Origin of the sequence: Terrirubrum flagellatum, from assembly GCF_022059845.1 — a bacterium.
Taxonomy (GTDB): domain Bacteria; phylum Pseudomonadota; class Alphaproteobacteria; order Rhizobiales; family Beijerinckiaceae; genus Terrirubrum; species Terrirubrum flagellatum.
Map to the genome: position 1 here is coordinate 5,366,424 of NZ_CP091851.1, position 19,819 is coordinate 5,386,242.

At 65.2% G+C, this 19,819-nt stretch carries 17 protein-coding genes; 12 read left to right on the top strand and 5 right to left on the bottom strand.

Annotation, left to right across the window (positions count from 1 at the left end; all coding sequences use genetic code 11):
* The first annotated feature begins 100 nt into the window (after positions 1-100).
* The gene (locus L8F45_RS26165; RefSeq protein ID WP_342360757.1) at positions 101-871 is read left to right on the top strand and encodes a sulfite exporter TauE/SafE family protein; all 771 of its coding nucleotides are present in this window, start codon (positions 101-103) and stop codon (positions 869-871) included.
* A gap of 6 nt (positions 872-877) precedes the next feature.
* On the opposite strand, the gene L8F45_RS26170 is transcribed toward L8F45_RS26165, so the two are convergent.
* The 4 genes from L8F45_RS26170 to L8F45_RS26185 all read right to left on the bottom strand — a co-directional run bounded on the left by L8F45_RS26170 (position 878) and on the right by L8F45_RS26185 (position 6,345).
* Positions 878-2,563, bottom strand: coding sequence for a mucoidy inhibitor MuiA family protein (locus tag L8F45_RS26170; protein WP_342360758.1), 1,686 nt, complete (start codon positions 2,561-2,563; stop codon positions 878-880).
* A gap of 139 nt (positions 2,564-2,702) precedes the next feature.
* Positions 2,703-4,961 (bottom strand): mechanosensitive ion channel domain-containing protein, encoded by a 2,259-nt coding sequence (locus L8F45_RS26175; RefSeq protein ID WP_342360759.1) that lies wholly within the window; start codon positions 4,959-4,961, stop codon positions 2,703-2,705.
* Between the two features lie 83 nt (positions 4,962-5,044).
* Positions 5,045-5,479: a globin domain-containing protein gene (locus L8F45_RS26180; protein ID WP_342360760.1), complete on the bottom strand. Its 435-nt coding sequence runs from the start codon at positions 5,477-5,479 to the stop codon at positions 5,045-5,047.
* A complete protein-coding gene (locus L8F45_RS26185; RefSeq protein WP_342360761.1) occupies positions 5,476-6,345 on the bottom strand; it encodes a type 1 glutamine amidotransferase in 870 nt (289 codons plus the stop codon). The genes L8F45_RS26180 and L8F45_RS26185 overlap by 4 nt, the downstream gene beginning before the upstream one ends.
* Before the next feature lie 124 nt (positions 6,346-6,469).
* Between L8F45_RS26185 and L8F45_RS26190 the strand changes: the two genes are divergently transcribed.
* From L8F45_RS26190 to L8F45_RS26240, 11 genes are all read left to right on the top strand, one after another.
* Entirely contained in the window at positions 6,470-7,366 is an 897-nt protein-coding gene (locus L8F45_RS26190) for a DMT family transporter (protein ID WP_342360762.1), read from the top strand.
* Between the two features lie 104 nt (positions 7,367-7,470).
* Entirely contained in the window at positions 7,471-8,217 is a 747-nt protein-coding gene (locus L8F45_RS26195) for a YebC/PmpR family DNA-binding transcriptional regulator (protein ID WP_342360763.1), read from the top strand.
* Positions 8,218-8,392: 175 nt separating this feature from the next.
* Complete coding sequence (locus L8F45_RS26200) at positions 8,393-9,457, top strand: amidohydrolase family protein (RefSeq protein WP_342360764.1); 1,065 nt, start codon at positions 8,393-8,395, stop codon at positions 9,455-9,457.
* Entirely contained in the window at positions 9,454-10,593 is a 1,140-nt protein-coding gene (locus tag L8F45_RS26205) for an amidohydrolase family protein (protein ID WP_342360765.1), read from the top strand. Before L8F45_RS26200 ends, L8F45_RS26205 begins: the two co-directional genes overlap by 4 nt.
* Positions 10,590-11,042 (top strand): Rieske (2Fe-2S) protein, encoded by a 453-nt coding sequence (locus L8F45_RS26210; RefSeq protein WP_342360766.1) that lies wholly within the window; start codon positions 10,590-10,592, stop codon positions 11,040-11,042. The genes L8F45_RS26205 and L8F45_RS26210 overlap by 4 nt, the downstream gene beginning before the upstream one ends.
* 267 nt (positions 11,043-11,309) lie before the next feature.
* On the top strand, positions 11,310-12,356 hold the full coding sequence (locus L8F45_RS26215; protein WP_342360767.1) for an LLM class flavin-dependent oxidoreductase: 1,047 nt from the start codon (positions 11,310-11,312) through the stop codon (positions 12,354-12,356).
* Positions 12,357-12,503: 147 nt separating this feature from the next.
* On the top strand, positions 12,504-13,568 hold the full coding sequence (locus L8F45_RS26220; RefSeq protein ID WP_342363580.1) for an alpha/beta fold hydrolase: 1,065 nt from the start codon (positions 12,504-12,506) through the stop codon (positions 13,566-13,568).
* A gap of 79 nt (positions 13,569-13,647) precedes the next feature.
* The gene (gene cobD / locus L8F45_RS26225) at positions 13,648-14,643 is read left to right on the top strand and encodes a threonine-phosphate decarboxylase CobD (RefSeq protein WP_342360768.1); all 996 of its coding nucleotides are present in this window, start codon (positions 13,648-13,650) and stop codon (positions 14,641-14,643) included.
* Between the two features lie 172 nt (positions 14,644-14,815).
* The gene (locus L8F45_RS26230; RefSeq protein WP_342360769.1) at positions 14,816-16,108 is read left to right on the top strand and encodes an adenylosuccinate synthase; all 1,293 of its coding nucleotides are present in this window, start codon (positions 14,816-14,818) and stop codon (positions 16,106-16,108) included.
* A 32-nt stretch (positions 16,109-16,140) separates the two neighbouring features.
* A complete protein-coding gene (locus L8F45_RS26235) occupies positions 16,141-17,295 on the top strand; it encodes a hypothetical protein (protein WP_342360770.1) in 1,155 nt (384 codons plus the stop codon).
* Between the two features lie 252 nt (positions 17,296-17,547).
* A complete protein-coding gene (locus tag L8F45_RS26240; RefSeq protein WP_342360771.1) occupies positions 17,548-18,762 on the top strand; it encodes a GGDEF domain-containing protein in 1,215 nt (404 codons plus the stop codon).
* A 123-nt stretch (positions 18,763-18,885) separates the two neighbouring features.
* On the opposite strand, the gene rpoH is transcribed toward L8F45_RS26240, so the two are convergent.
* Entirely contained in the window at positions 18,886-19,806 is a 921-nt protein-coding gene (rpoH, locus tag L8F45_RS26245; RefSeq protein WP_342360772.1) for an RNA polymerase sigma factor RpoH, read from the bottom strand.
* Positions 19,807-19,819: the final 13 nt, after the last annotated feature.

Sequence of the window (19,819 nt, forward strand, 5' to 3'; positions counted from 1 at the left end):
ATTGATAATGCGCGGCGCGCTCCTCGTGTTGCTGTGGGCCGAGAAGGGCCGCCTGTTTCAGCCGCACAATCCGCCGACGCGTTAAGTCGTTTCGCTTTCGATGGATTGGCTTTCGATTCCCGGCGTCGCCGATCCGGTTGCGGCTGCGCTTCTGTGCGCGGCGGCGTTCGCCGGCGGCATCGTGCGCGGCTTCACCGGTTTCGGTTTCGGCATGGTGTTCGTGCCCGTCGCCAGCATGGCGGTCGGGCCGGCAGCAGCGGTCGGGCTGATCTGGTTCATCGATCTGCCCTATGCTTTTCCCCTGGCGGCGCGGTCCTTTCCGCGCGCCGTCTGGCGCGAAGTCGGGCCTCTGCTGATCGGCTCCGTCATCGCCCTGCCTCTCGGCGTCTATCTCCTGACGCGGCTCGATCGCGATCTCACGCGATGGATCATCGCGACCGTGATTGCGCTTGCGCTGGCGGCGATGATCTCGGGCTGGCGTTATCGCTCGGAACCAGGCGTGAAACTCTCGCTTTCGGTCGGCGGCCTGTCCGGGCTCTTCAATGGGCTGGCGCAACTCGGCGGTATGCCGCTCGCTCTTTTCTGGCTGAGTTCGCAGACGAACAGCGCGCAGCGCACGCGCGACAATCTCCTGGTGTTCTTCGCGCTCAACACGCTCGTGTCAGGCCTCTTGTTCATGGCCGCGGGCGTCGTGACGATGGAGCGATTCTGGACCGCGATCCCGCTGATCATCATCTATGGCGCGGGCCTGCTGATCGGCGTGCGCGGCTTCCATATCGCCAGCGAGCAGACGTTCCGCCGCGCCGCCTATGCCGTGATCGGCGCGAGCGTGCTGCTCGCGCTGCCAGTGTTCGACGCCTGGATCAGATAGTTCTGTTCAGCGTCCGCCCTGCGCAGTGAGCCGAATGTCGCGATCGGCCGGCCACTTCATGCGATAGGCGACGCGCACTTCTTTCTTCTCGTTCGGCTGCATCTCCCACGACCAGGCCATGACGCCGCGCTTGTCGCCGACCTGCTTTTCCGTGGGCGCTGTGGTCTCGCGGAGCTGCTCGACCACGATCGCCGTATTCTCCGACACCGGCACGCGGTCGACGATGGTGACGCGCATCGGCCGCGCGTGGAGATTGGTCACCACAGTGCGGAAGTCGCTGATCTGATATTTTGAGGCGGTGAACCAGCCGGGATCATTCTCGCGCTTCTTCACCGGCGCGCGCTCGATCTTGACGCGATCATCGGCGCCGAAGCCGAGATCAAGCTGATCTCCCGAAGCCGTCAGCCCGATGCGCGTCTTGCCGACGAACACGCCGTCGCGGAACAGCAGCACTTCGCCCGGCAAAAGCGCGGCGTCGTCGGCGTTGGCGAAGCGCGCGGTGAGATAGGCTGTTGTATCGAGCGATGGCGCGGCTTTCACCTGCAACTCCGGCTCGATGTCGCGCGAGGACAGGCGCACGGTTTTCGGCGAACCGTCCTTCGCCACCGTGACCTTGCCGGGAAGGCGATATTCCGCCGAGAAGGTCGAGGAATCGGCCGCAGCCTCCTGTTCTTCCGCTGTGCGTTGGCGCGGCTCCGCCGGCTTGGCCAGCGCTTCGTCCATTGGTTGCGCTCGCGCGGCAGGCTGCGGCGGCGCAGGCGGAGCGGCGACGCCGCTGCTCACTGCGCGGCCATAAAATGTGGGCTCGAAGATGTTGGCGACGAGCGAACCCATGTCAGGCGCCGCGACGCCGCCGGCGACGCGCGTGGTCGACAGAGTCAGCGACGCGTCGGTCCAGTCCTCGCCCGTATTCTGCGTGACGCTGGCGCGCCGCACGAAGGCGATCGAGGGCTTCACGCCGGTCGCGCCGGTGGAGAGACGCGCGTCATAGACCGGCGCCCAGCGCGCGCCGCGCACGCGATAGATGATTTTCAGCTTCGCCTTGGCGTCGGCCTCGGCCTCGATAGCCACGGCGACGTCGAGGCGCGGCGCGAGATTGGGACGCGTGCGGCCGAGCGTCGCTTCGATCGACCTGATCTCGGTATCGATCTCGGCTGCGCGCGCACGCAGCGCGGTCAACTGCGCGTTGATCTCGGCCGCGCCCTCGCCGACCGCCGTCCATGCGGCGCGCCATTGCGCGATGTCGATCGGCTTGCCCTCCTTCGCGGAGGCTTCCGGCGTCGCGATCGAGAAGCGCTCGATGGTGCGCTTCTGCATCTCGGCGGCGTCGATCTTGCCGTTGACGGTCGCGAGTTCGGCGCGCAGATCGCGCACTTTCTTCAGCACTTCGGTATCAGGCTTCACGTCGGCGGCGACGCTCTTCATTTCGGCGGAGCCGATCGTCAGCGCTTGATCAGCTACCCCTTCGACGCGGATCGAGGCGGGATCGACGCCAGCAGGCAATCCTTGCAGGATCACCTGATGCGAGCCGGCGGGAATGGCGATGTCGCCCAGGCGGGTCACCAGCGCGCCATCGGGAAAGACGGTGACCGCGTCGATCTTCGCCGACAGGGTCAGATCAGCGGCGAAAGCCGAGGCGGCGAGCGCAAGAGTGGATGCGCCGGCAAGCGCGGCGGCGAGCAATGATTTCATGGGTTCCCCCAAGCGATGGAAAACGCGCGCAGTCTCTGTTCGATTGGGGAGATTTCACGGCGCGGCGGCGTCGGAATGTGCGCATGCGCACGTTCCGTTGCTGTGAGTCCGCCATAATCCCAGATGGGATTTCCTCGCCTCACGCAGCCGGGGCGTTCGCGGCGCGCTGGGAGAGGGTGATGCTCGCCGCAGCGGCGGCCATGTCATCGATGTTGCGCATCACCGTCACGGCGTTGGATGCGAACTGGACGCCAGCCTCGTTCAGCGCGCGATGCACGCGCTTCAGCGATTCCCGCTGGAGATAGCTCGCCTGTGACGGCTTGGCGGTGAATTTCAGACGCAGAACGATGCCGGTTTCGAGAATGTCGCTGACGCCCTGCATCTTCAGCGGCAGGATGAAGTCGCGCCCGATCTCCGGGTCCTCCATCATGGCGATGCCGGTTTTCTTGATCGCCTTGCGCGCCTTCTCGATGTCGGTCGCGGGATCGAGCTTGATGTTGAACTTCACCGTCGCCCAATCGCGGCTCGCATTGGTGACGGCGGAAATCTGGCCGAACGGGACCGTGTGAATCTGCCCGCTCTGGTGACGAAGCTGCACCGAGCGCAACGAGATTTTCTCGACGGTGCCGCGCAGGCGACCCGTGTCGATGTATTCGCCGACGCGGAACGCGTCCTCCATCATGAAGAACAGGCCGGAGACGATATCGCGCACCAAAGCCTGCGATCCGAACGAGATCGCAAGGCCGAGGATGCCGAAGCCGGCGAGCAGCGGCCCGATATCGACGCCGAGCTTCGACAGCGCAACGAGCAATGTCAGACCGAAGATCGCGCCAAGCGAAAAGCCGCGCAGGATCGGCAGCACCGATCCCAGCCGCGTCTGCACCTGGTCATGCGCCTCGTCGTCCTCGCTCGGCAGCGCCGAGACATGCTTCGGCGCATGCGCTTCAAACAGCGTGTGGAAGAAGACCCACAGCAAATAGCCGATCACCAGAATCTCTGCGACCACGGCGATGTTGCGGACCTGCGTCATGATCACCTGCGAGCCCGACTCCATGAAGAAGTCGCCCCACATGCGCGCGAGAACGAACAGAGCAACGAGCCACACCGCGCCGCCGGCGGCTTTCTCGGCGACGACGCCGAACGCCCGGCGCAAAGGCGAAGGCTCGACGCCCTCCGGCGTCACGACATGCAGGTCGCGGATCATGTGCGACGCGCCGATCGCGCCAATCGGCGCAAGCACGATGATGAATTGAGTAAGCCCCGCGGCCGCGGCCCAGCGCGCGCCTTCCGGCATCATCACGGCGACGCGCGCGATCAGCCAGATCAGCGTGGTGGCGAGGATGTAAAGCCATGGCGTCGCCACGGCGAGAATGCGCATGCCGATGTGGGCGTTCTCGGGATCGCGCGACGCGCCGATGATAAGCGCCTCGATGTCGTGACGCGCCATCCAGAACCACCAGATCTTGAAGATCGTGATTGCGGTGCTGGTGATGAGATAGAGCCCGCCGACGGACGCCATGTCGCTTGCGATCGCGCCAGCCGTTGCGAGCAAGTTGAAGATCGTTTGGCCGGCGCCGACATAGATCAGCAGCAGGCGGAAATGCAGCTCGGCGCGCGGCAGGCGCAACAACCGCGCCGCGGGTTGGCCGGGCGACAGCAGGAAACGGCCGATGATGATGTAGGCGGCGGCTGTCGCGAGCGCCCGCAGAAGGGAGTCCGCTCCGGCCTCGATCAATTTCGATGACGGATCCCACCAGTCGACGATGAGCTTGAGCGCGATCAGACCGGAGCCGGCGGCCGCAACGTCGGCGATCAGGCGGCGCAGGGACAGCGCCATGCGGCTGAGCGTTCTGGCGGTGCAATGACGCTCATGCAAAGCCAGCGCCTTCCAGATAAGCTGGTGGACGCCCCTGGCGAGGCCCAGAGACGCGGCGAATGCGAGGGTCAGGATCAGCCATCCCACGGCGGAATAGGCGGGATCGGCGGTCGCGCGCGCCAGATCGGGCCCCAGCTTCGGAATATTCCCCAGCAGCATCCGGCTCGCGCTTAGGGCAGCGACAAGGCTGTCGACGAAGGCGCCCCATTCCGAGGCGGGCTGGGGCTTCGGACCGGGCTGCGGGGCGGTTGACGTCGCAGCAGGGGCGGGCTTCGCCGTCTCCGTCGGAGCCGATGAGGCCGCGGCCCGGTCGGCGAAGCGGACGGTCACAGAGCGCCCATCGCGCCGCAGCGTATCGACCATCCGGCTGACATCCTCGCTCTTCTCGCCGCCTTTCAGTTCGAGGACGATGGCGCCGTCGGTTTTAGGGTCGGGGCTCTGCGCGCGGGCGGGGACGAGAGCGACGCCTGTGGCGAGCGCCATCAGCCAGAGGAGGCCGGAGGCAAAAGATCGATTTTTCATGTCCTGCTCGCGACGGAGCCTGTTGACGCGACAGGGAGAGTGGGGTGGCGCGGACCGGCTTGCAAGTCGGCAAGCGTTCGGAGCTAGCCGTCCTTCTCGGATGCGGCCTCGATCATGACCGCTGTCATGAATCGATAGAAATTGAGCCAGGCGAGTTTCGCCTCGCCGTCAAATTGGGGACCAAGGCACCGCTCAAGGGTGGCGATCAACGCCTGGCCAACCGGCTCGAAGTGGTCCGATGTCACGCCATGGCGGCGCGCATGCGCCCGGCCGAGCGGAGCGAGCACCGCGGCAGGTCCCGCCGGCGAGCGCAACGCATAGACGGCGAGCGCGAGCGTATCGATCAGCTTCGCGCCTTGCGCGGCGATGTCGCCTCTGAACATCGGACGCAATTCAGGCGCAATGCGGAACAACTCGTCATAGAAGAAGCGCTCGGCGGAGGCGCGCGCCGCGAGCGCCTTCGCGAAGGTCTGGCGGATGAGCTCGATCTCTTCGGGGGACGCCGGGCTTGCGGTCATGCCCGGCCTCGCTGAGACGCGATGGGCTTCACGCGATGGGTGATGAAGTTGCGCAACTCGGTCGTGCGCTTCTCAGGATCGAGGAGTTCGTCATCGAAGCCGTAGCGCCAGGCGAGATCGGCGCGTGTGGGATCGTCATGCAGCACGTCGAGATCATCACAGAAGTCGACAAGCTGATCTTCGCGTTGTGCGAAGCCTTCGGAGACCAGCGCCTGCGTGCGCCTGCGAAGGATTGCCGCCACCTCGCGGAACGAGAATTCGGGATGATATTGCACGCCCCAGAACACCGACCCCTCATGGGTGAATTCCGCCGCCTGCACCTCCGAGACCGAGTTGAAGGCGAGCGTCGTCGCGTGCGGCGGGAGGCGCGTGACCTCGTCGAGATGGATGGCCGGCGCGTCCCACACGGCCGGTCGTCCTTCGAGCAGGGGGTGATTCACGCCGGCCTCCGCGCGCGTGAGACGGCGGGCGAAGCCGACCTCGCGGCCCCTGGGATTGCGATGCACCACGCCGCCTGCGGCGACGGCGCCCATCTGAAGACCCCAGCAGGAGCCGAACACGGGCGCCTTCGAGCGATAGATCGCCTGCATCAATTCGATCTGGCGCGTCACCTCGGGCGAGAGATCGTAGATGTTGAGCGCCGAGCCCGTGAGGAAGACGCCGTCATAGGATTCGAGGCCGGCGGGATCGGGGAGATTCGCGCCCTCATCCGTCGGCAGGGCGATATCGGTCACCGCATCCTTTTCGATCTCATGAACGACGGCGGCGTAGGAGCCGGCCGAAGTCTCGCCATAGGCTTTTCTGTGGGCCTCGCGGGCGGTCTTCGTATTACCTTCAACCACGAGGAAGCGGAGCGGACGGGTCATTTTCGCGAGCGCCTTGGCGGGGAGGGGCGGCGCGTCCGGCATGGAGCCATGCGGCGCAGCCGATGGACGGCTTGGGCGCCGCAAGTAGCATGCGCGCCCTTTCGCCGACAATCTCAGTGCTCCCTTGCCTTTTCTGCAACGCCTCTGGGCCAATCCCTATCTGATGCTGACCATCGCGACGCTGTGCTGGGCCGGCAACGCGATCGCGAGCCGCGTTGCTGTCGGCGAGGTCTCGCCCCTGGCGCTGAGTTCGCTGCGCTGGCTCGGCGTCTGCGGCTGCGTCGCGCCTTTCTATGCGCGCGAGATCAGGCAGGCGCTGCCAGCGATGAAGAGCTCGCTGCCGGTGATCGCGCCGGCGGCGATCCTTGGCCTCACCGCCTTCAGCGTGCTGATCTATGTCAGCGCGAAATACACAACGGCGCTGAACATCGGGCTTCTGCAGGGCGCGCTTCCGGCGCTCGTGTTTCTTGGGGCGTGGCTCGCCTATGGCGTGAGGATCACGCTGCTGCAGGCGATCGGCGTCGTCATCAACATGGCCGGCGTCGCGATCATCTCGACGGGGGGGAGCCTCGCCGCTCTGATCGGGCTGCAACTCAATCGCGGCGACGTGCTGATGCTGATTGCGATCGTTTTCTATGCGATCTTCACGGTCGCCGCCCGCAACCGGCCGCCGGTCCCGCCGATCGTCTTCTTTCTCGTGATGGCGCTGATCGCCGGCGCAGCCAGCCTGCCTCTGATCCCGATCGAGGCGGCGCTGGGAACGCTGCACTGGCCGACGCTTAAGGGCTGGCTGGTCATCCTCTATGTCGCCTTCTTCCCCTCGTTCATCGCGCAAATCGTCTATCTCCGGGGCATCGAGCTGATCGGGTCCGGCCGTGCGGGCCTGTTCTACAACCTGCTGCCCGCCTTCACCGCCATTCTGGCGGTGCTGCTGCTTGGGGAGCCGTTCGGCTGGCCGCAGGGGCTGGCGCTCGCGATGGTCCTCGGCGGCATCGCGCTGGCGGAACGGAAGCCGGCCTGAGCCGCCGCATGGCTGCGCCGGCTTTATTTCGGCCCGTTCGCTGCCTATAAGCGCGCCAAATTCCGGGCCGCAGGGAGGCGGCCCCTGTCTGATCGAGGACCCGCATGGCCGGCCATTCCCAGTTCAAGAACATCATGCACAAGAAGGGCAAGCAGGACGCGATCCGCTCCAAGCTCTTCGGCAAGCTGGCGCGCGAAATCACCGTCGCGGCGAAGCTTGGCGTGCCCGACCCCAACATGAATCCGCGCCTGCGCGCCGCCGTGATCGCGGCCCGCGCCGAGAACATGCCGAAGGACAATATCGAGCGCGCCATCAAGAAGGCGGCCGGCGGCGACGGCGAGAACTACGACGAAATCCGCTATGAGGGCTACGGCCCCGGCGGCACGGCGCTGATCGTCGAGGTGATGACCGACAACCGCAACCGCACCGCCGCCGACGTGCGCTCCTACTTCACCAAGGCCGGCGGCAACATGGCGGAGACAGGCGCTGTGTCCTTCATGTTCGATCGCGTCGGTCTCGTCGTGTTCGATGCGAAGGTCGGGAGCGAGGATGACATGCTCGAAGCCGCGATCGAGGCCGGCGCCGACGATGCGCAGATCAGCGAAGACATCCACGAGATCTATTGCGACCAGAATGTGCTGGCCGAAGTGGCGAAGGCGCTCGAAGGCCGCTTCGGCGAGCCGAAATCGGCGAAGCTCGTCTGGCGCCCGCAGAACACCATCGCCGTCAACGACGAGCAGGGCGAGAAGATCGTGAAGCTGGTCGAGACGCTCGAAGAGCACGACGACGTGCAGAACGTCTATTCGAATTTCGAACTGTCCGACGCGCTGATGGCGAAGCTGTCGGGGTGACGTCGGCGAGTGGCGATGAAATGCGGTCTGCTTTCTTTCGGACGCAATATTTCCACGTCATGGCCGGGCTTGGCCCGGTCATCCACGAATTCAAGGTAAGACCAGCGGACGTGGATGCCCGGGCCACGCCCGGGCATGACAATCTGGTTTTATGGCGCGGCTGAGAGATATTGTGATGGCTGACACTTTGCGCGCCATCGATTGCGACATCCACCCGTCGGTCACGCTTTCGGCGCTGACGCCCTATCTCAGCGATCACTGGCGCGCGACTGCGATTGAGTCCGGCCTCAACGACATCGAGATGGTGAGCTATCCCGCGGGGTCGCCGCTGACTGCGCGCGCCGACTGGCGTCCCGCCAGCGGCAAACCGGCCGCTGATCTCGACGCCATTCGCGCTCAGGCGCTCGATCCCTTCAACACCTCGATTGCGATCTGCAACTGCCTCTGGGGCGTGCAGGTGATGTTCAACGAGGACATGGCGGCCGCCTTTGCGCGCGCGATCAACACATGGATGGCGCGCGAGCGTCTTGATGCCGAGCCGCGCCTGCGCGCTTCGATTGTCATCCCTATGCAGAACCCGGAAACCGCCGCTGACGAGATCGAGCATTGGGCTGGCGACAAGCGCTTTGTGCAGGTGTTGATGCTCGTGTCCGGCGATCAGCCGCTTGGTCGTCGCTCGTTCTGGCCGATCTATCGCACGGCGGAGAAGCATGGCCTGCCAATAGCGATCCATGCCGGCAGCGCCTATCGCAATCCGGTCACGGCGGTTGGCTGGCCGTCCTACTATACCGAGGATTACGTCAATCAGGCGCAGGCGTTCCAGACGACGCTGACAAGCCTGATCTGCGAAGGCGTGTTCGATAAATTCCCGCAATTGAAAGTGGTGCTGACGGAGTCGGGCTTCACCTGGCTGCCGTCGCTGGTGTGGCGGCTGACGAAATTCTGGAAGGGCTTGCGTCACGAGACGCCATGGGTCGATCGGCCGCCCTACGAGATCGTGCGCGATCAGGTGAGGCTCACGCTGCAGCCGGTCGATGCGCCGCCGGACGCGCAAGCGTTCGAGAAGCTGATGGAGCATATGGGCTCGGACCGGCTGCTGCTTTACTCTACCGATTATCCGCACTGGCAGTTCGATGGCGTGAATGCGCTGCCGGATGGGCTGTCGCCGCCGCTCATTCGCCGTATGATGGTGGATAATCCGCTCGAGACCCATCCGAGATTGCGGGAGGCGACGCCATGAACATGAATGTGGCTCCCGGTCGCGTCGAAGCCGAAACGCGCAATGTCAGGCTGATCGCCGATTGCGACATTCACCCGACGCCAAATACGACGCGCGACCTCTATCCCTGGCTCGACCAGCGCTGGCGCACGCACATCGAGACGTTCGGCGCGCTGCGCCGTCAGGGCGTGCAGCAAGGGCCGGCCTATCCGAAATCGCAGCCGGACGCGGCGCGACGCGACGCATGGCCGGAAGGCGGCCGTCCCGGCAGCCGTCTCGATTTCATGCAGAAGCAGCATCTTGATGCCAATCGCGTCGCGCTCGGCGTTCTCACGACGATTTCGCCGCATCCCGGCGCGTATCAAAACCCCGAGATGAGCGCCGCTTTCTGCCGGGCGGTGAATGAATGGCAGAAGGCGGAGTGGACAGCTAAGGACACGCGCCTCAAGGGCTCGATCCTCGTTCCTTACGAGCATGGCGATCTCGCCGCGGCGGAGATCGCGCACTGGGCCGGCGATGAGGATTTCGTGCAGATCCTGCTGCTCAGCCGCACCGTCGAGCCGATGGGGCAGCGGCGCTACTGGCCGCTCTATCAGGCGGCGCAGGAAGCCAAGCTTCCAATCGGGGTGCATGCGTTCGGCAATGGCGCGCATCCCATCACCAGCAGCGGCTGGCCCTCCTTCTACATCGAAGAGATGACGGGCCACGCGCAGACCTGCCAGTCGCAGATCACGAGCCTCGTGCTCGAAGGCGTCTTCGAGCGCTTTCCGGGCCTGCGCATCGTCGTCATCGAAGGCGGCTTCGCCTGGCTGCCGCCGCTGGCGTGGCGACTCGATACGCATTGGACCAAGCTCAGGGCGGAGACGCCGCATCTCAAGCGCAAGCCGTCCGAATATATTCGCGACCATGTCTGGATCACGACGCAGCCGATGGAAGAGCCGCAGTCGCGCCAGCATATCCTCGATATCTTCGAGTGGATCGGCTGGGACCGACTGCTGTTTGCGTCGGATTATCCGCACTGGGATTTCGACGATCCCGCGCGCTGCCTGCCGATCGCGATCTCGGAAGATCAGGCGCAGCGCTTCTTCCTCGACAATGCGTTGAAGCTCTACGGCGTCGATCCCGCCAAGGCGGCCGCGGCGACGCTCGCGGCATGACGCGCCATATAGTGTGCGCCGCGCGCGATCTGCCGCCCGGCGCGCGCAAGCTCGTGCATCTCGAAGGACGCCCCATCCTCGTGCTCAACGTAAAGGGCGAGTTTCACGCGCTCCTGAATATCTGTCCGCATCAGGGCGCGAGCCTCGCCGGCGGAATCCTCACGGGTCTCGTGGAATCTGGTGAACCCGGCGACTACCGCTATTCGCGCGAAGGCGAGATTTTGCGCTGCCCCTGGCATGGCTGGGAATTCGACGTGAAGACAGGAAAATCCTGGTGCAAGCCGTCGCGCATCCGGCTCAAGGATTATCCCGTCGCGGTCGAGTCCGGCGGCGCGCTGGTTGAAGGGCCTTACGTCGCCGAAACCTTTCCCGTGTCGATCGACGACGATTATGTCGTCGTGGAAGTGGCGACCGCGCGCGTCGCGGAGAGAGGGGCTGCGGGCGGTTAGTTTGAATTATCGCGCGCTTTCCCTCTCCCTTGGGAGAGGGTGGTCGGCGCGGCGCGATGCGAAGCATCGTCGCGAGCCGACCGGGTGAGGGAGAACCTCTAAGGATTGAGCGTAATCTTGCGGGACACGATGGGGAGCAGCACCCTCATCCGGCTCGCTCCGCTCGCCACCTTCTCCCAAGGGAGAAGGAGTCGGTAACAAGATTGTTCGTTCTTGCGGCGTCTCAAGGCAGGCTCCATCTGACCGCCATCACGCGGGGACTGCACGATGGAGATCGGCGTTTACACCTTTGGCGATGTGAAGCCCGGCGGCGACATCACGCCGCGGCGGCGCCTGCGCGATCTGATCGAGGAAATCACGCTGGCCGATCAGGTCGGCCTCGACGTGTTTGGCGTCGGCGAGCATCACCGGCCTGACTATTCCGTCTCGGCCCCGCCGATCGTGATGGCGGCCGCGGCCGAGCGCACGAAAAACATCAAGCTCACAAGTGCGGTGACGGTGCTGAGCTCCGAAGACCCTGTGCGCGTCTATCAGCAGTTCGCCACGCTCGATCTCCTCTCCGATGGACGCGCGGAAATCATGGCGGGGCGCGGCTCCTTCATCGAATCCTTCCCGCTGTTCGGTCACGATCTCGACGATTACGACGCGCTGTTCGCGGAAAATCTCGACCTGCTGCTGCGCATCCGCGAGCGGGAGCGCGTGACATGGGAGCCGGGCCATCATCGCGCGGCGATCGACAATCGCGGCGTCTATCCCCGCGCCGAGCGCGAACTGCCGGTCTGGATCGCGGTTGGCGGCACCCCGCAATCAGTCGCCCGCGCCGGCGCGCTTGGACTGCCGCTTGCGATCGCGATCATCGGCGGGGAGCCGGCGCGCTTCCGCCCGCTGGTCGATCTCTATCACGAGGCGGGGCGTCGCGCGGGCGTCGATCCCGCGAAGCTGAAAGTCGGCGTGAACGGCCATGGCCTCGTCGGCGACACGTCGCAGCAGGCCGCCGACGCCTTCTACCCCAGCTATGCCGAGACCATGGCGAAGATCGGTCGCGAGCGCGGCTGGGGACCGATGTCGCGCGCCCAATTCGACGCGTCGACTGGGCTTCGCGGCCATCTCGCGGTCGGAGGGCCGCAGGAGGTGATCGACAAGATCATGCATCAGCGCGAGGCGCTCGGGCATGACCGCCATCTCATGCAGATGAGCGTCGGGGCGACGCCGCATAAGGCGATTATGCGTTCGATCGAATTGCTGGGAACCAAGGTCGCGCCCGTGATCCGCGAGGAGACGGCGGCGAAGCCGGCGCTGATCGCGGCCGACTGACCTCGCTGCGATGTGAACAGGCTGGTGCGGCGCGGCGCTCGCTGCGCCTTGCCGCCGTACGCCGTCTCGGCGATCCTCCCTTGTAAGACCCGGCGGCGCCTTGAGGTCGCGTGGGTCCTCATAAAGAAATGGGAGGCCCGCATGAAAATGATTCCGCTCCTGCGGCAGGCTGCATTTGCGCTCGCTCTGTGCTGTGCGCCCGCAGCCTTCGCCGCCGATTATCCCGCGCCGAAGGAAGGCGCGTGGACCGCGAAGGAATTCAGGTTCCACGACGGCGCGACGCTGAACGACGTCAAGCTCGGCTATGTCACCATTGGCGAACCGACAGGCGAGCCTGTGCTCATTCTGCACGGCACGGCAGGCTCGGCCGCGAGCATGCTGACGCCGGCCTTTGCGGGTGAGCTGTTTGGACCGGGTCAGCCGCTCGACGCGACGAAGTATTACATCATCATTCCCGACGCGCTCGGCGCCGGGAAATCAACGAAGCCGTCGGACGGGCTGCGCGCGAAATTCCCGCGTTACAATTACGACGACATGGTGCTGGCGCAGTATCGCCTCGTGACGGAAGGCCTCGGCGTGAAGCATCTGCGCCTTGTGCTCGGCAATTCCATGGGCGGCATGCATGCATGGGTCTGGGGAACAAACTACCCTGATTTCATGGACGCGTTGGCTCCAATGGCGTCGCAGCCGACGGCGATGGCGAGCCGCAACTGGATGATGCGACGGATGATCATCGACGCCGTGCGCAATGATCCCGCTTGGAACAATGGCGACTACACAACCCAGCCGCCTTCGCTGAAAGTTGCGAACGCGTTTTATGGCATCGCGACGAGCGGCGGCACGCTCGCCTATCAGACGATGGCGCCGACGCGCGAACTCGCCGACAAGGTCGTCGATGAACGATTGAATGCGCCCTTCACGGCGGATGCGAACGATTTCCTCTACCAGTGGGATTCCTCGCGCGATTACGACGCGTCGCCCAAGCTCGATCGTATCACGGCGGCGCTGCTTGCGATCAACTCGGCCGACGATGAGCGCAATCCGCCGGAGAGCGGCATCATGGAGCGCGAGCTGAAGCGGCTGAAGAATGCGAAGTTGCTGCTGATTCCGGCGAGCGAGGAAACGCGCGGCCACGGCACGACCGGCATGGCGAAATTCTGGAAGGCGCAATTGCAGGAATTCTTGCAATCGGCTCCGCGGCGGGCGATCTAGGCGCCTGCAAACGGAGGCGTTCGTCGTTGGGCTGGAAAAGACTATTCGGCGCGCCGATCCAGGCGATCCGTCAACCCCGATGACGAACGCCGATCTCGCCCATGGCGGCGCGCTTGGCGAGGTCATGCGCGCTTTTCCGGACGCGCCGACGCCATGGCTCGATCTGTCGACCGGCATCAATCCCTGGCCCTATCCGCACTCTAACATCGCCACATCTGCGTTCACCGCGCTCCCGGACGCTGGTCTTGAGCGCGATGGGATCGACGCAATGGCGCGCGCGTGGAATTGCGCGCCGGAGACGATCGCGCTGACGGCGGGATCGCAGGCGGCGATTCAGATTTTGCCGCGGTTGTTTCCTTCACGACGCGTCGCGATCATCGTGCCGACCTATAGCGAGCATGCGATTGTCTGGCGAAGTGCGGGCGCGGTTGTCAAAGAGGTCGATGGTCTCGCGTCCGCTGCGCACGAATTCGATACGGTGGTTGTCGGCAATCCCAACAATCCGGACGGGCGGGCATATCAGCCCGACGCGCTTCTCCGCGCGGCGGAGACTCTTGGCTCGCGGGGCGGCCGCCTGATTGTCGATGAAGCATTCGCCGATCTCCAGCCCGATATTTCTCTCGCGCAACATGCGGGCGCTGCGTCGATCATCGTGCTGCGCTCGTTCGGGAAATTCTTCGGGCTCGCCGGCGTGCGTCTCGGCGCCATCGTTGCGTCGCCCGATGTCATCGCTTCAGCGCGCAAACTGCTCGGCCCCTGGCCGGTGTCGGGCCCCGCGCTTGATCTCGCGCGCCGCGCCTATCGCGATGACGCCTGGCGCGATGCGACGCTGGCGCGATTGCGCAAGGCGGCTGATGATCTTGATCGCGCGCTGCGCGCCGGCGGCGTCGAGCCCGTCGGGGGAACCGATCTCTTCCGATGGGCCGCCTGCGCCGACGCGCATGCGACCTGGCGACAGCTCGCTGCAAGGGGAATCTATGTCAGGCGCTTTTCGTGGAGCCGCGACAGGTTGAGATTCGGTTTGCCGCGCGAGGTGACCGATTTCGATCGGCTCACAAGCGCGCTGCGCGCCTGATTGATGCGGCGCTGCCCAGACCATTGATATTGCTGGGGAAACGCTGAGTTGACGATTGTCTGGACGACGTTGAGATTGATCGCGCCCTTTACCTCCGCCTCTTAATCGACTAACCGCTCCGCGGAAGAGCCCCGGCCCTCCCGCCGGGGCTCTTCGTTTGCGGGATATCGTCATGGCGAACGTAGTGGTGGTCGGCGCCCAATGGGGCGACGAGGGCAAGGGCAAGCTGGTCGACTGGCTGTCCGAGCAGGCCGATGTGGTGGTGCGCTTCCAGGGCGGCCACAATGCGGGCCACACGCTGGTCATCGACGGCGAGGTCTACAAACTGTCGCTCCTGCCGTCGGGCATCGTGCGTCCCGGCAAATTGTCGGTGATTGGCAATGGCGTCGTGCTCGATCCCTACGCGCTCGCGTCGGAGGTCGACCGGCTGAAGACGCAGGGCGTAGAGGTCAGCCGCGACAATCTCCGCATCGCCGACAATTGCTCGCTCATTCTCTCCCTGCATCGCGATCTCGACGCGATGCGCGAGGATTCCAATTCCGGCACGAAGATCGGCACGACGCGCCGCGGCATCGGTCCGGCCTATGAGGACAAGGTCGGCCGCCGCGCGATCCGTTTGATGGATCTTGCCGATCCGGCGGAGCTGCCGAGCAAGGTCGAGCGCCTGCTCACCCACCACAACGCGCTGCGCCGCGGCCTCGGCCAGGACGAGATTTCCGCGCGCGTGGTGCTCGAAGAAATCACGACGATCGCGCCCAAGGTGCTGCCCTATATGGACGTCACCTGGCGCCTGCTCGATCAGGAGCGGCGCGCCGGCAAGCGCATCCTGTTCGAAGGCGCGCAGGGCGCGCTACTCGACGTCGAGCACGGCACCTATCCCTATGTCACCTCCTCGCACACGGTGTCGGGCCAGGCGGCGGCGGGATCGGGTCTTGGGCCGAATGCGATCAACTATGTGCTCGGCATCGCCAAGGCCTACACCACGCGGGTCGGCGGCGGCCCGTTCCCGACCGAGCTCGATGATGAAATCGGCCACCGCATCGGCGATCGCGGCCGGGAGTTTGGCACGGTCACGGGACGGCGGCGGCGCTGCGGCTGGCTCGATGCGGTGCTGCTGCGGCAAACCGTCTCGACATCGGGCATCGACGGCATCGCGCTGACCAAGCTCGATGTGCTCGACGGCTTCGAAGAGATCAGGGTCTGCATCGGCTACAAGCTCGACGGGCGCGAAATCGACCATATGCCGGCCAGCGAAAGCGCTCAGGCGCGACTCGAACCGATCTATGAGACGATGCCGGGCTGGTCCGATTCGACGGCCAAGGCGCGCTCCTGGACGCAGCTTCCGGGCGAGGCGGTCAAATATGTCAGGCGGGTGGAAGAGCTGATTGGCTGCCCGATCGCCTTAGTTTCGACGAGTCCAGAGCGTCAGGACACAATTCTCGTGCGCAACCCCTTCGAAGGTTGACGCGACTCTGCGATAATACCCTTTGGGAATGTATGGCTGACTATTACCCGCTCATCGCCCGCGCAGTCGCCGCGGTGAAGGACGCGCCCGCCGAAACGCGGGCGCAAGTCTATGAACGCGCGCGGGGCGCGCTGATGCGTCACCTCAAGTCGGCCAATCCGCCGCTGACGCCGGAAGCGATCGAGCGGGAGGACGCCGCGCTCGACGATGCGGTCGCGCGGGTCGAGGCTGAAATCCTGTCGGGCGACCAGCCAGGCGAGACGCCAGAGGCTCCGCCTGCGCCTGTCGCGGAGAATGCGGACAGGGAAGTGGTTCGCCGACCTGCGGCGCCGATCGCGTCTCCCCCGGGCGGGGAAGCCGCGGATCGTCAGAAGCGGTTGCGTGCGATGGCGTTTGGCGGCGTGGCGGCCGCGGTGGCGGTGGGCGTCGCGCTGTTCGCCCTGACGCGGCGCGAGGACGCCAGCCGCTATTCGCCGCAGCCAGCGGCAGCCGAGGCGGCCTCGCCCGCCGCCGGGCCGAAGCTCGGCGAGCGCGTCACTGGCGAGACGGCCGACGTCTCGTCGCAACGCCGTCCCGACGCTCCGGCCGCGCCGACCACGCAGCAAGCCTCGCAGACGGCTCCGGCGATCGCGCAGCCGCCCATCGCGGTGGCCCAGCGTGCGATCCTCTACGAGCAGAAGCCGGCGACGCCAAACGAGCCAACCATCGTCAATGGTCGCGCCGTGTGGCGGCTCGATAGCGCATCAGCGGACCCGACCCAGGCGCCTGACACGGTGGTGCGCGCCGAGATCGAATTTCCCGAGCGCTCGCTCAAGGTCGACATGACGATAAGGCGCAACACCGATCCGGCGTTGCCGGCGTCGCATCTCGTCGAGATCAAATTCCAGTTCGCCGCCGGCGGCGGACCGGTGAAGGAGCTGGCCTCGCCGCCGACCATGAAGACCGAAGAGAATCAGCGCGGCGCGCCGCTCGTCGCCCTGCAGGTGCCGGTGACGGAAAACTATTTCCTCGTCGGCCTGTCCAACCTCCCTTCGGACGTGGAGCGGAACATTGCGCAATTGCAAGCCGCCAACTGGATCGACCTGCCGTTCCGCTTCGCCGACGATCGCATCGGGGTGATTGCCATCGAGAAGGGCGCGCAGGGCGCGGACGTGCTGCAGTCAGCGCTCGAACGCTGGCGCAGCTGATCGGCGTTCCCGGCTGGTAGGACCTTCTTAACCGACGCTGACGTTGCGGCGCGTACGCGCGCCGCCGTTAACTTCTTCTCCAGCGCAAGCCTGTCATGAAGTCCGCGGCAGGGGACGGCCAGAGCATGGCGCGAAAAAGCGGGAACCGGTTTTTCCGCGACGAACGCTAGCGTTCGCGCTGCAAAAGCCATGCTCTTAACGTTTGGAATCGATCACGTTCCCGCACTTTGATTGTTTCAATCAAAGTGCGGCGTGATCTATGGGCGCGTGGGGGAACTGGTGATCTGGCTGCACGCGCCGACTCTGACCGTCGTCCTGACTGCCGTGACCTTCGGCGTCGGGCTTCTGCTTCTCATCTCCTGGCTTCAGAACCGCGAGGTGTGGTCGCTGCTGTGGTGGAGCTGCGCCAATATTTCCGGCGGCGCGGCGGTGACGCTGTTTGGGCTCCGCGACATCATCGCGGACTACCTCTCGATCAATCTGGCGGCTGCGCTCCTCTGCTTCGCATTCACCGCCACCTGGACCGGCTTTCGCCTTTTCTGCGGCAAGGCGGCTCCGCCAGCGTTCATCTGCGCGCCGTCGCTCATCTCGCTGTGCCTCTATGAATGGCCGCCCTTCTACGCCTCGATAACCTGGCGGGTGGCGGTCGCCTCGATATTTCCTGCGGCGATCTCGCTCGCATGCGCGTGGGAGCTGTGGCGCTTGAAGAGCGAGCGGCTCGTCTCGCGCTATCCCATGATCGGCTGGCTCTGTCTGCATGCGCTGGTTTTCGGCGCGCGCGCGCCACTGACGCTATTGCTGCTGACCTCGCCGTCCAAGGCCCTCGTCTATTCGCCCTGGTTCTCGGTGATCATGTGCGAGGCGCTGCTGAATGTGATCGCCACCTCGTTCCTTCAGGTCTCGATGATCAAGGATCGCGCCGAGCACAGGCAACGGCAGGCGGCGCTGACCGATCCTCTCACCGGCGCGCCAAACCGGCGAGCGCTGTTCGGCGAAGCGGAAAAGGCGCTGGCGCGCGCGGCGGAGCAGCGCCGGCCCTTGTGCGCTCTGATCCTCGACGTCGACCGCTTCAAATCGATCAATGACCGTTTCGGTCATGGCGGCGGCGATATCGCGCTGTGCCGCATCGCGCAGACGATGAAGGCTCATTTGCGCGAGAACGACCTGTTCGGGCGTATCGGCGGCGAAGAGTTCGTCTGCATCCTGCCCGACACCGCGCTCGCCGGCGCCATGGCGGTGGCGGAGGGATTGCGCGCGCGCATCGGCGCGACGAAGCTCGTCGTTGGAGATGCCGAGCTGCGCATTTCGGTCAGCATTGGCGTAGCCATGACCGAGGACGGCTCGGGCGCGCTCGAAGCGCTGCTGCGCGCCGCCGATCGCAGCCTCTACGAAGCGAAAACCGCCGGCCGCGATCGCGTCGTGGCCGGCGTCAGCCGTCTGTCCGAAGTAAAGCTGCGCGTCGCTTAGATCACGCCGCACTTTGATTGAATCAATCAAAGTGCGGGAACGCGATCGATTCCAGAAGTTCAGAGCATAGCTTAAGCGAAAAACCGGTTCCCACTTTTTCGCGCCATGCTCTGAGCGACAAGCTCAGGCGTGGGTCGAGGCGGTCGCCGGCGGCAGCGACGCCATGCGGCGTGGCGTCTCGATCCTGGTGATCGCCTCGCGCACCGCCTTCTGCACCTTCTCGAAGGCGCGCACCTCGATCTGCCGCACGCGCTCACGCGATACGCCGAATTCGGAGGCGAGGTCTTCGAGCGTCATCGGGTCGTCCTGCAGACGGCGCGCCTCGAAGATGCGGCGCTCGCGATCATTGAGAACGCCAAGCGCGGTCTTCAGCGCCGCGGAGCGGTTGTCGCTTTCCTCATGCTCGGCGAGCGTCCGCTCCTGGTTGGTGTCCTCATCGACGAGCCAGTCCTGCCACTCGCCATCGCCTTCCTCGCGCACCGGAGCGTTAAGCGAGGCGTCGCCCGAGAGGCGCCGATTCATCTCCACGACCTCGTGCTCCTGCACGCCGAGACGCGTCGCGATCGTCGTCACCTGATCGGGCTTGAGATCGCCGTCGTCGAGCGCCTGAATCTGGCCCTTGGCCTTGCGCAGGTTGAAGAACAGCTTCTTCTGGTTGGCCGTGGTGCCCATCTTCACGAGTGACCAGGACCTGAGGATGTACTCTTGTATTGAGGCGCGGATCCACCACATGGCGTAGGTGGCGAGACGGAAGCCCTTCTCGGGCTCGAACCGTTTCACCGCCTGCATCAGGCCGACATTGCCCTCGGAAATAACCTCGCCGATCGGGAGGCCATAGCCGCGGTAGCCCATGGCGATCTTGGCCACGAGCCGGAGGTGGGACGTGACGAGCTTGTGGGCGGCGTCGCGGTCGCCGTGTTCGCGCCAGCTCTTGGCCAGCATGTATTCCTGCTGGGGCTCCAGCATGGGAAATTTGCGGATTTCGTCGAGATATTTCGACAGGCCGCCTTCAGAGACGGCAATGGGCAACGCGGCAGCAGCCATGTGATCCTCCTGG

Coding starts and splice junctions, on each gene's coding strand:
- L8F45_RS26195 (WP_342360763.1), top strand. CDS start 7,471: ATGGCCGGCCATTCCCAGTTCAAGAACATCATGCACAAGAAGGGCAAG.
- cobD (WP_342360768.1), top strand. CDS start 13,648: ATGACGAACGCCGATCTCGCCCATGGCGGCGCGCTTGGCGAGGTCATG.
- L8F45_RS26180 (WP_342360760.1), bottom strand. CDS start 5,479: ATGACCGCAAGCCCGGCGTCCCCCGAAGAGATCGAGCTCATCCGCCAG.
- L8F45_RS26235 (WP_342360770.1), top strand. CDS start 16,141: ATGGCTGACTATTACCCGCTCATCGCCCGCGCAGTCGCCGCGGTGAAG.
- L8F45_RS26210 (WP_342360766.1), top strand. CDS start 10,590: ATGACGCGCCATATAGTGTGCGCCGCGCGCGATCTGCCGCCCGGCGCG.
- rpoH (WP_342360772.1), bottom strand. CDS start 19,806: ATGGCTGCTGCCGCGTTGCCCATTGCCGTCTCTGAAGGCGGCCTGTCG.
- L8F45_RS26165 (WP_342360757.1), top strand. CDS start 101: ATGGATTGGCTTTCGATTCCCGGCGTCGCCGATCCGGTTGCGGCTGCG.
- L8F45_RS26185 (WP_342360761.1), bottom strand. CDS start 6,345: ATGACCCGTCCGCTCCGCTTCCTCGTGGTTGAAGGTAATACGAAGACC.
- L8F45_RS26230 (WP_342360769.1), top strand. CDS start 14,816: ATGGCGAACGTAGTGGTGGTCGGCGCCCAATGGGGCGACGAGGGCAAG.
- L8F45_RS26215 (WP_342360767.1), top strand. CDS start 11,310: ATGGAGATCGGCGTTTACACCTTTGGCGATGTGAAGCCCGGCGGCGAC.
- L8F45_RS26175 (WP_342360759.1), bottom strand. CDS start 4,961: ATGAAAAATCGATCTTTTGCCTCCGGCCTCCTCTGGCTGATGGCGCTC.
- L8F45_RS26220 (WP_342363580.1), top strand. CDS start 12,504: ATGATTCCGCTCCTGCGGCAGGCTGCATTTGCGCTCGCTCTGTGCTGT.
- L8F45_RS26205 (WP_342360765.1), top strand. CDS start 9,454: ATGAACATGAATGTGGCTCCCGGTCGCGTCGAAGCCGAAACGCGCAAT.
- L8F45_RS26170 (WP_342360758.1), bottom strand. CDS start 2,563: ATGAAATCATTGCTCGCCGCCGCGCTTGCCGGCGCATCCACTCTTGCG.
- L8F45_RS26200 (WP_342360764.1), top strand. CDS start 8,393: ATGGCTGACACTTTGCGCGCCATCGATTGCGACATCCACCCGTCGGTC.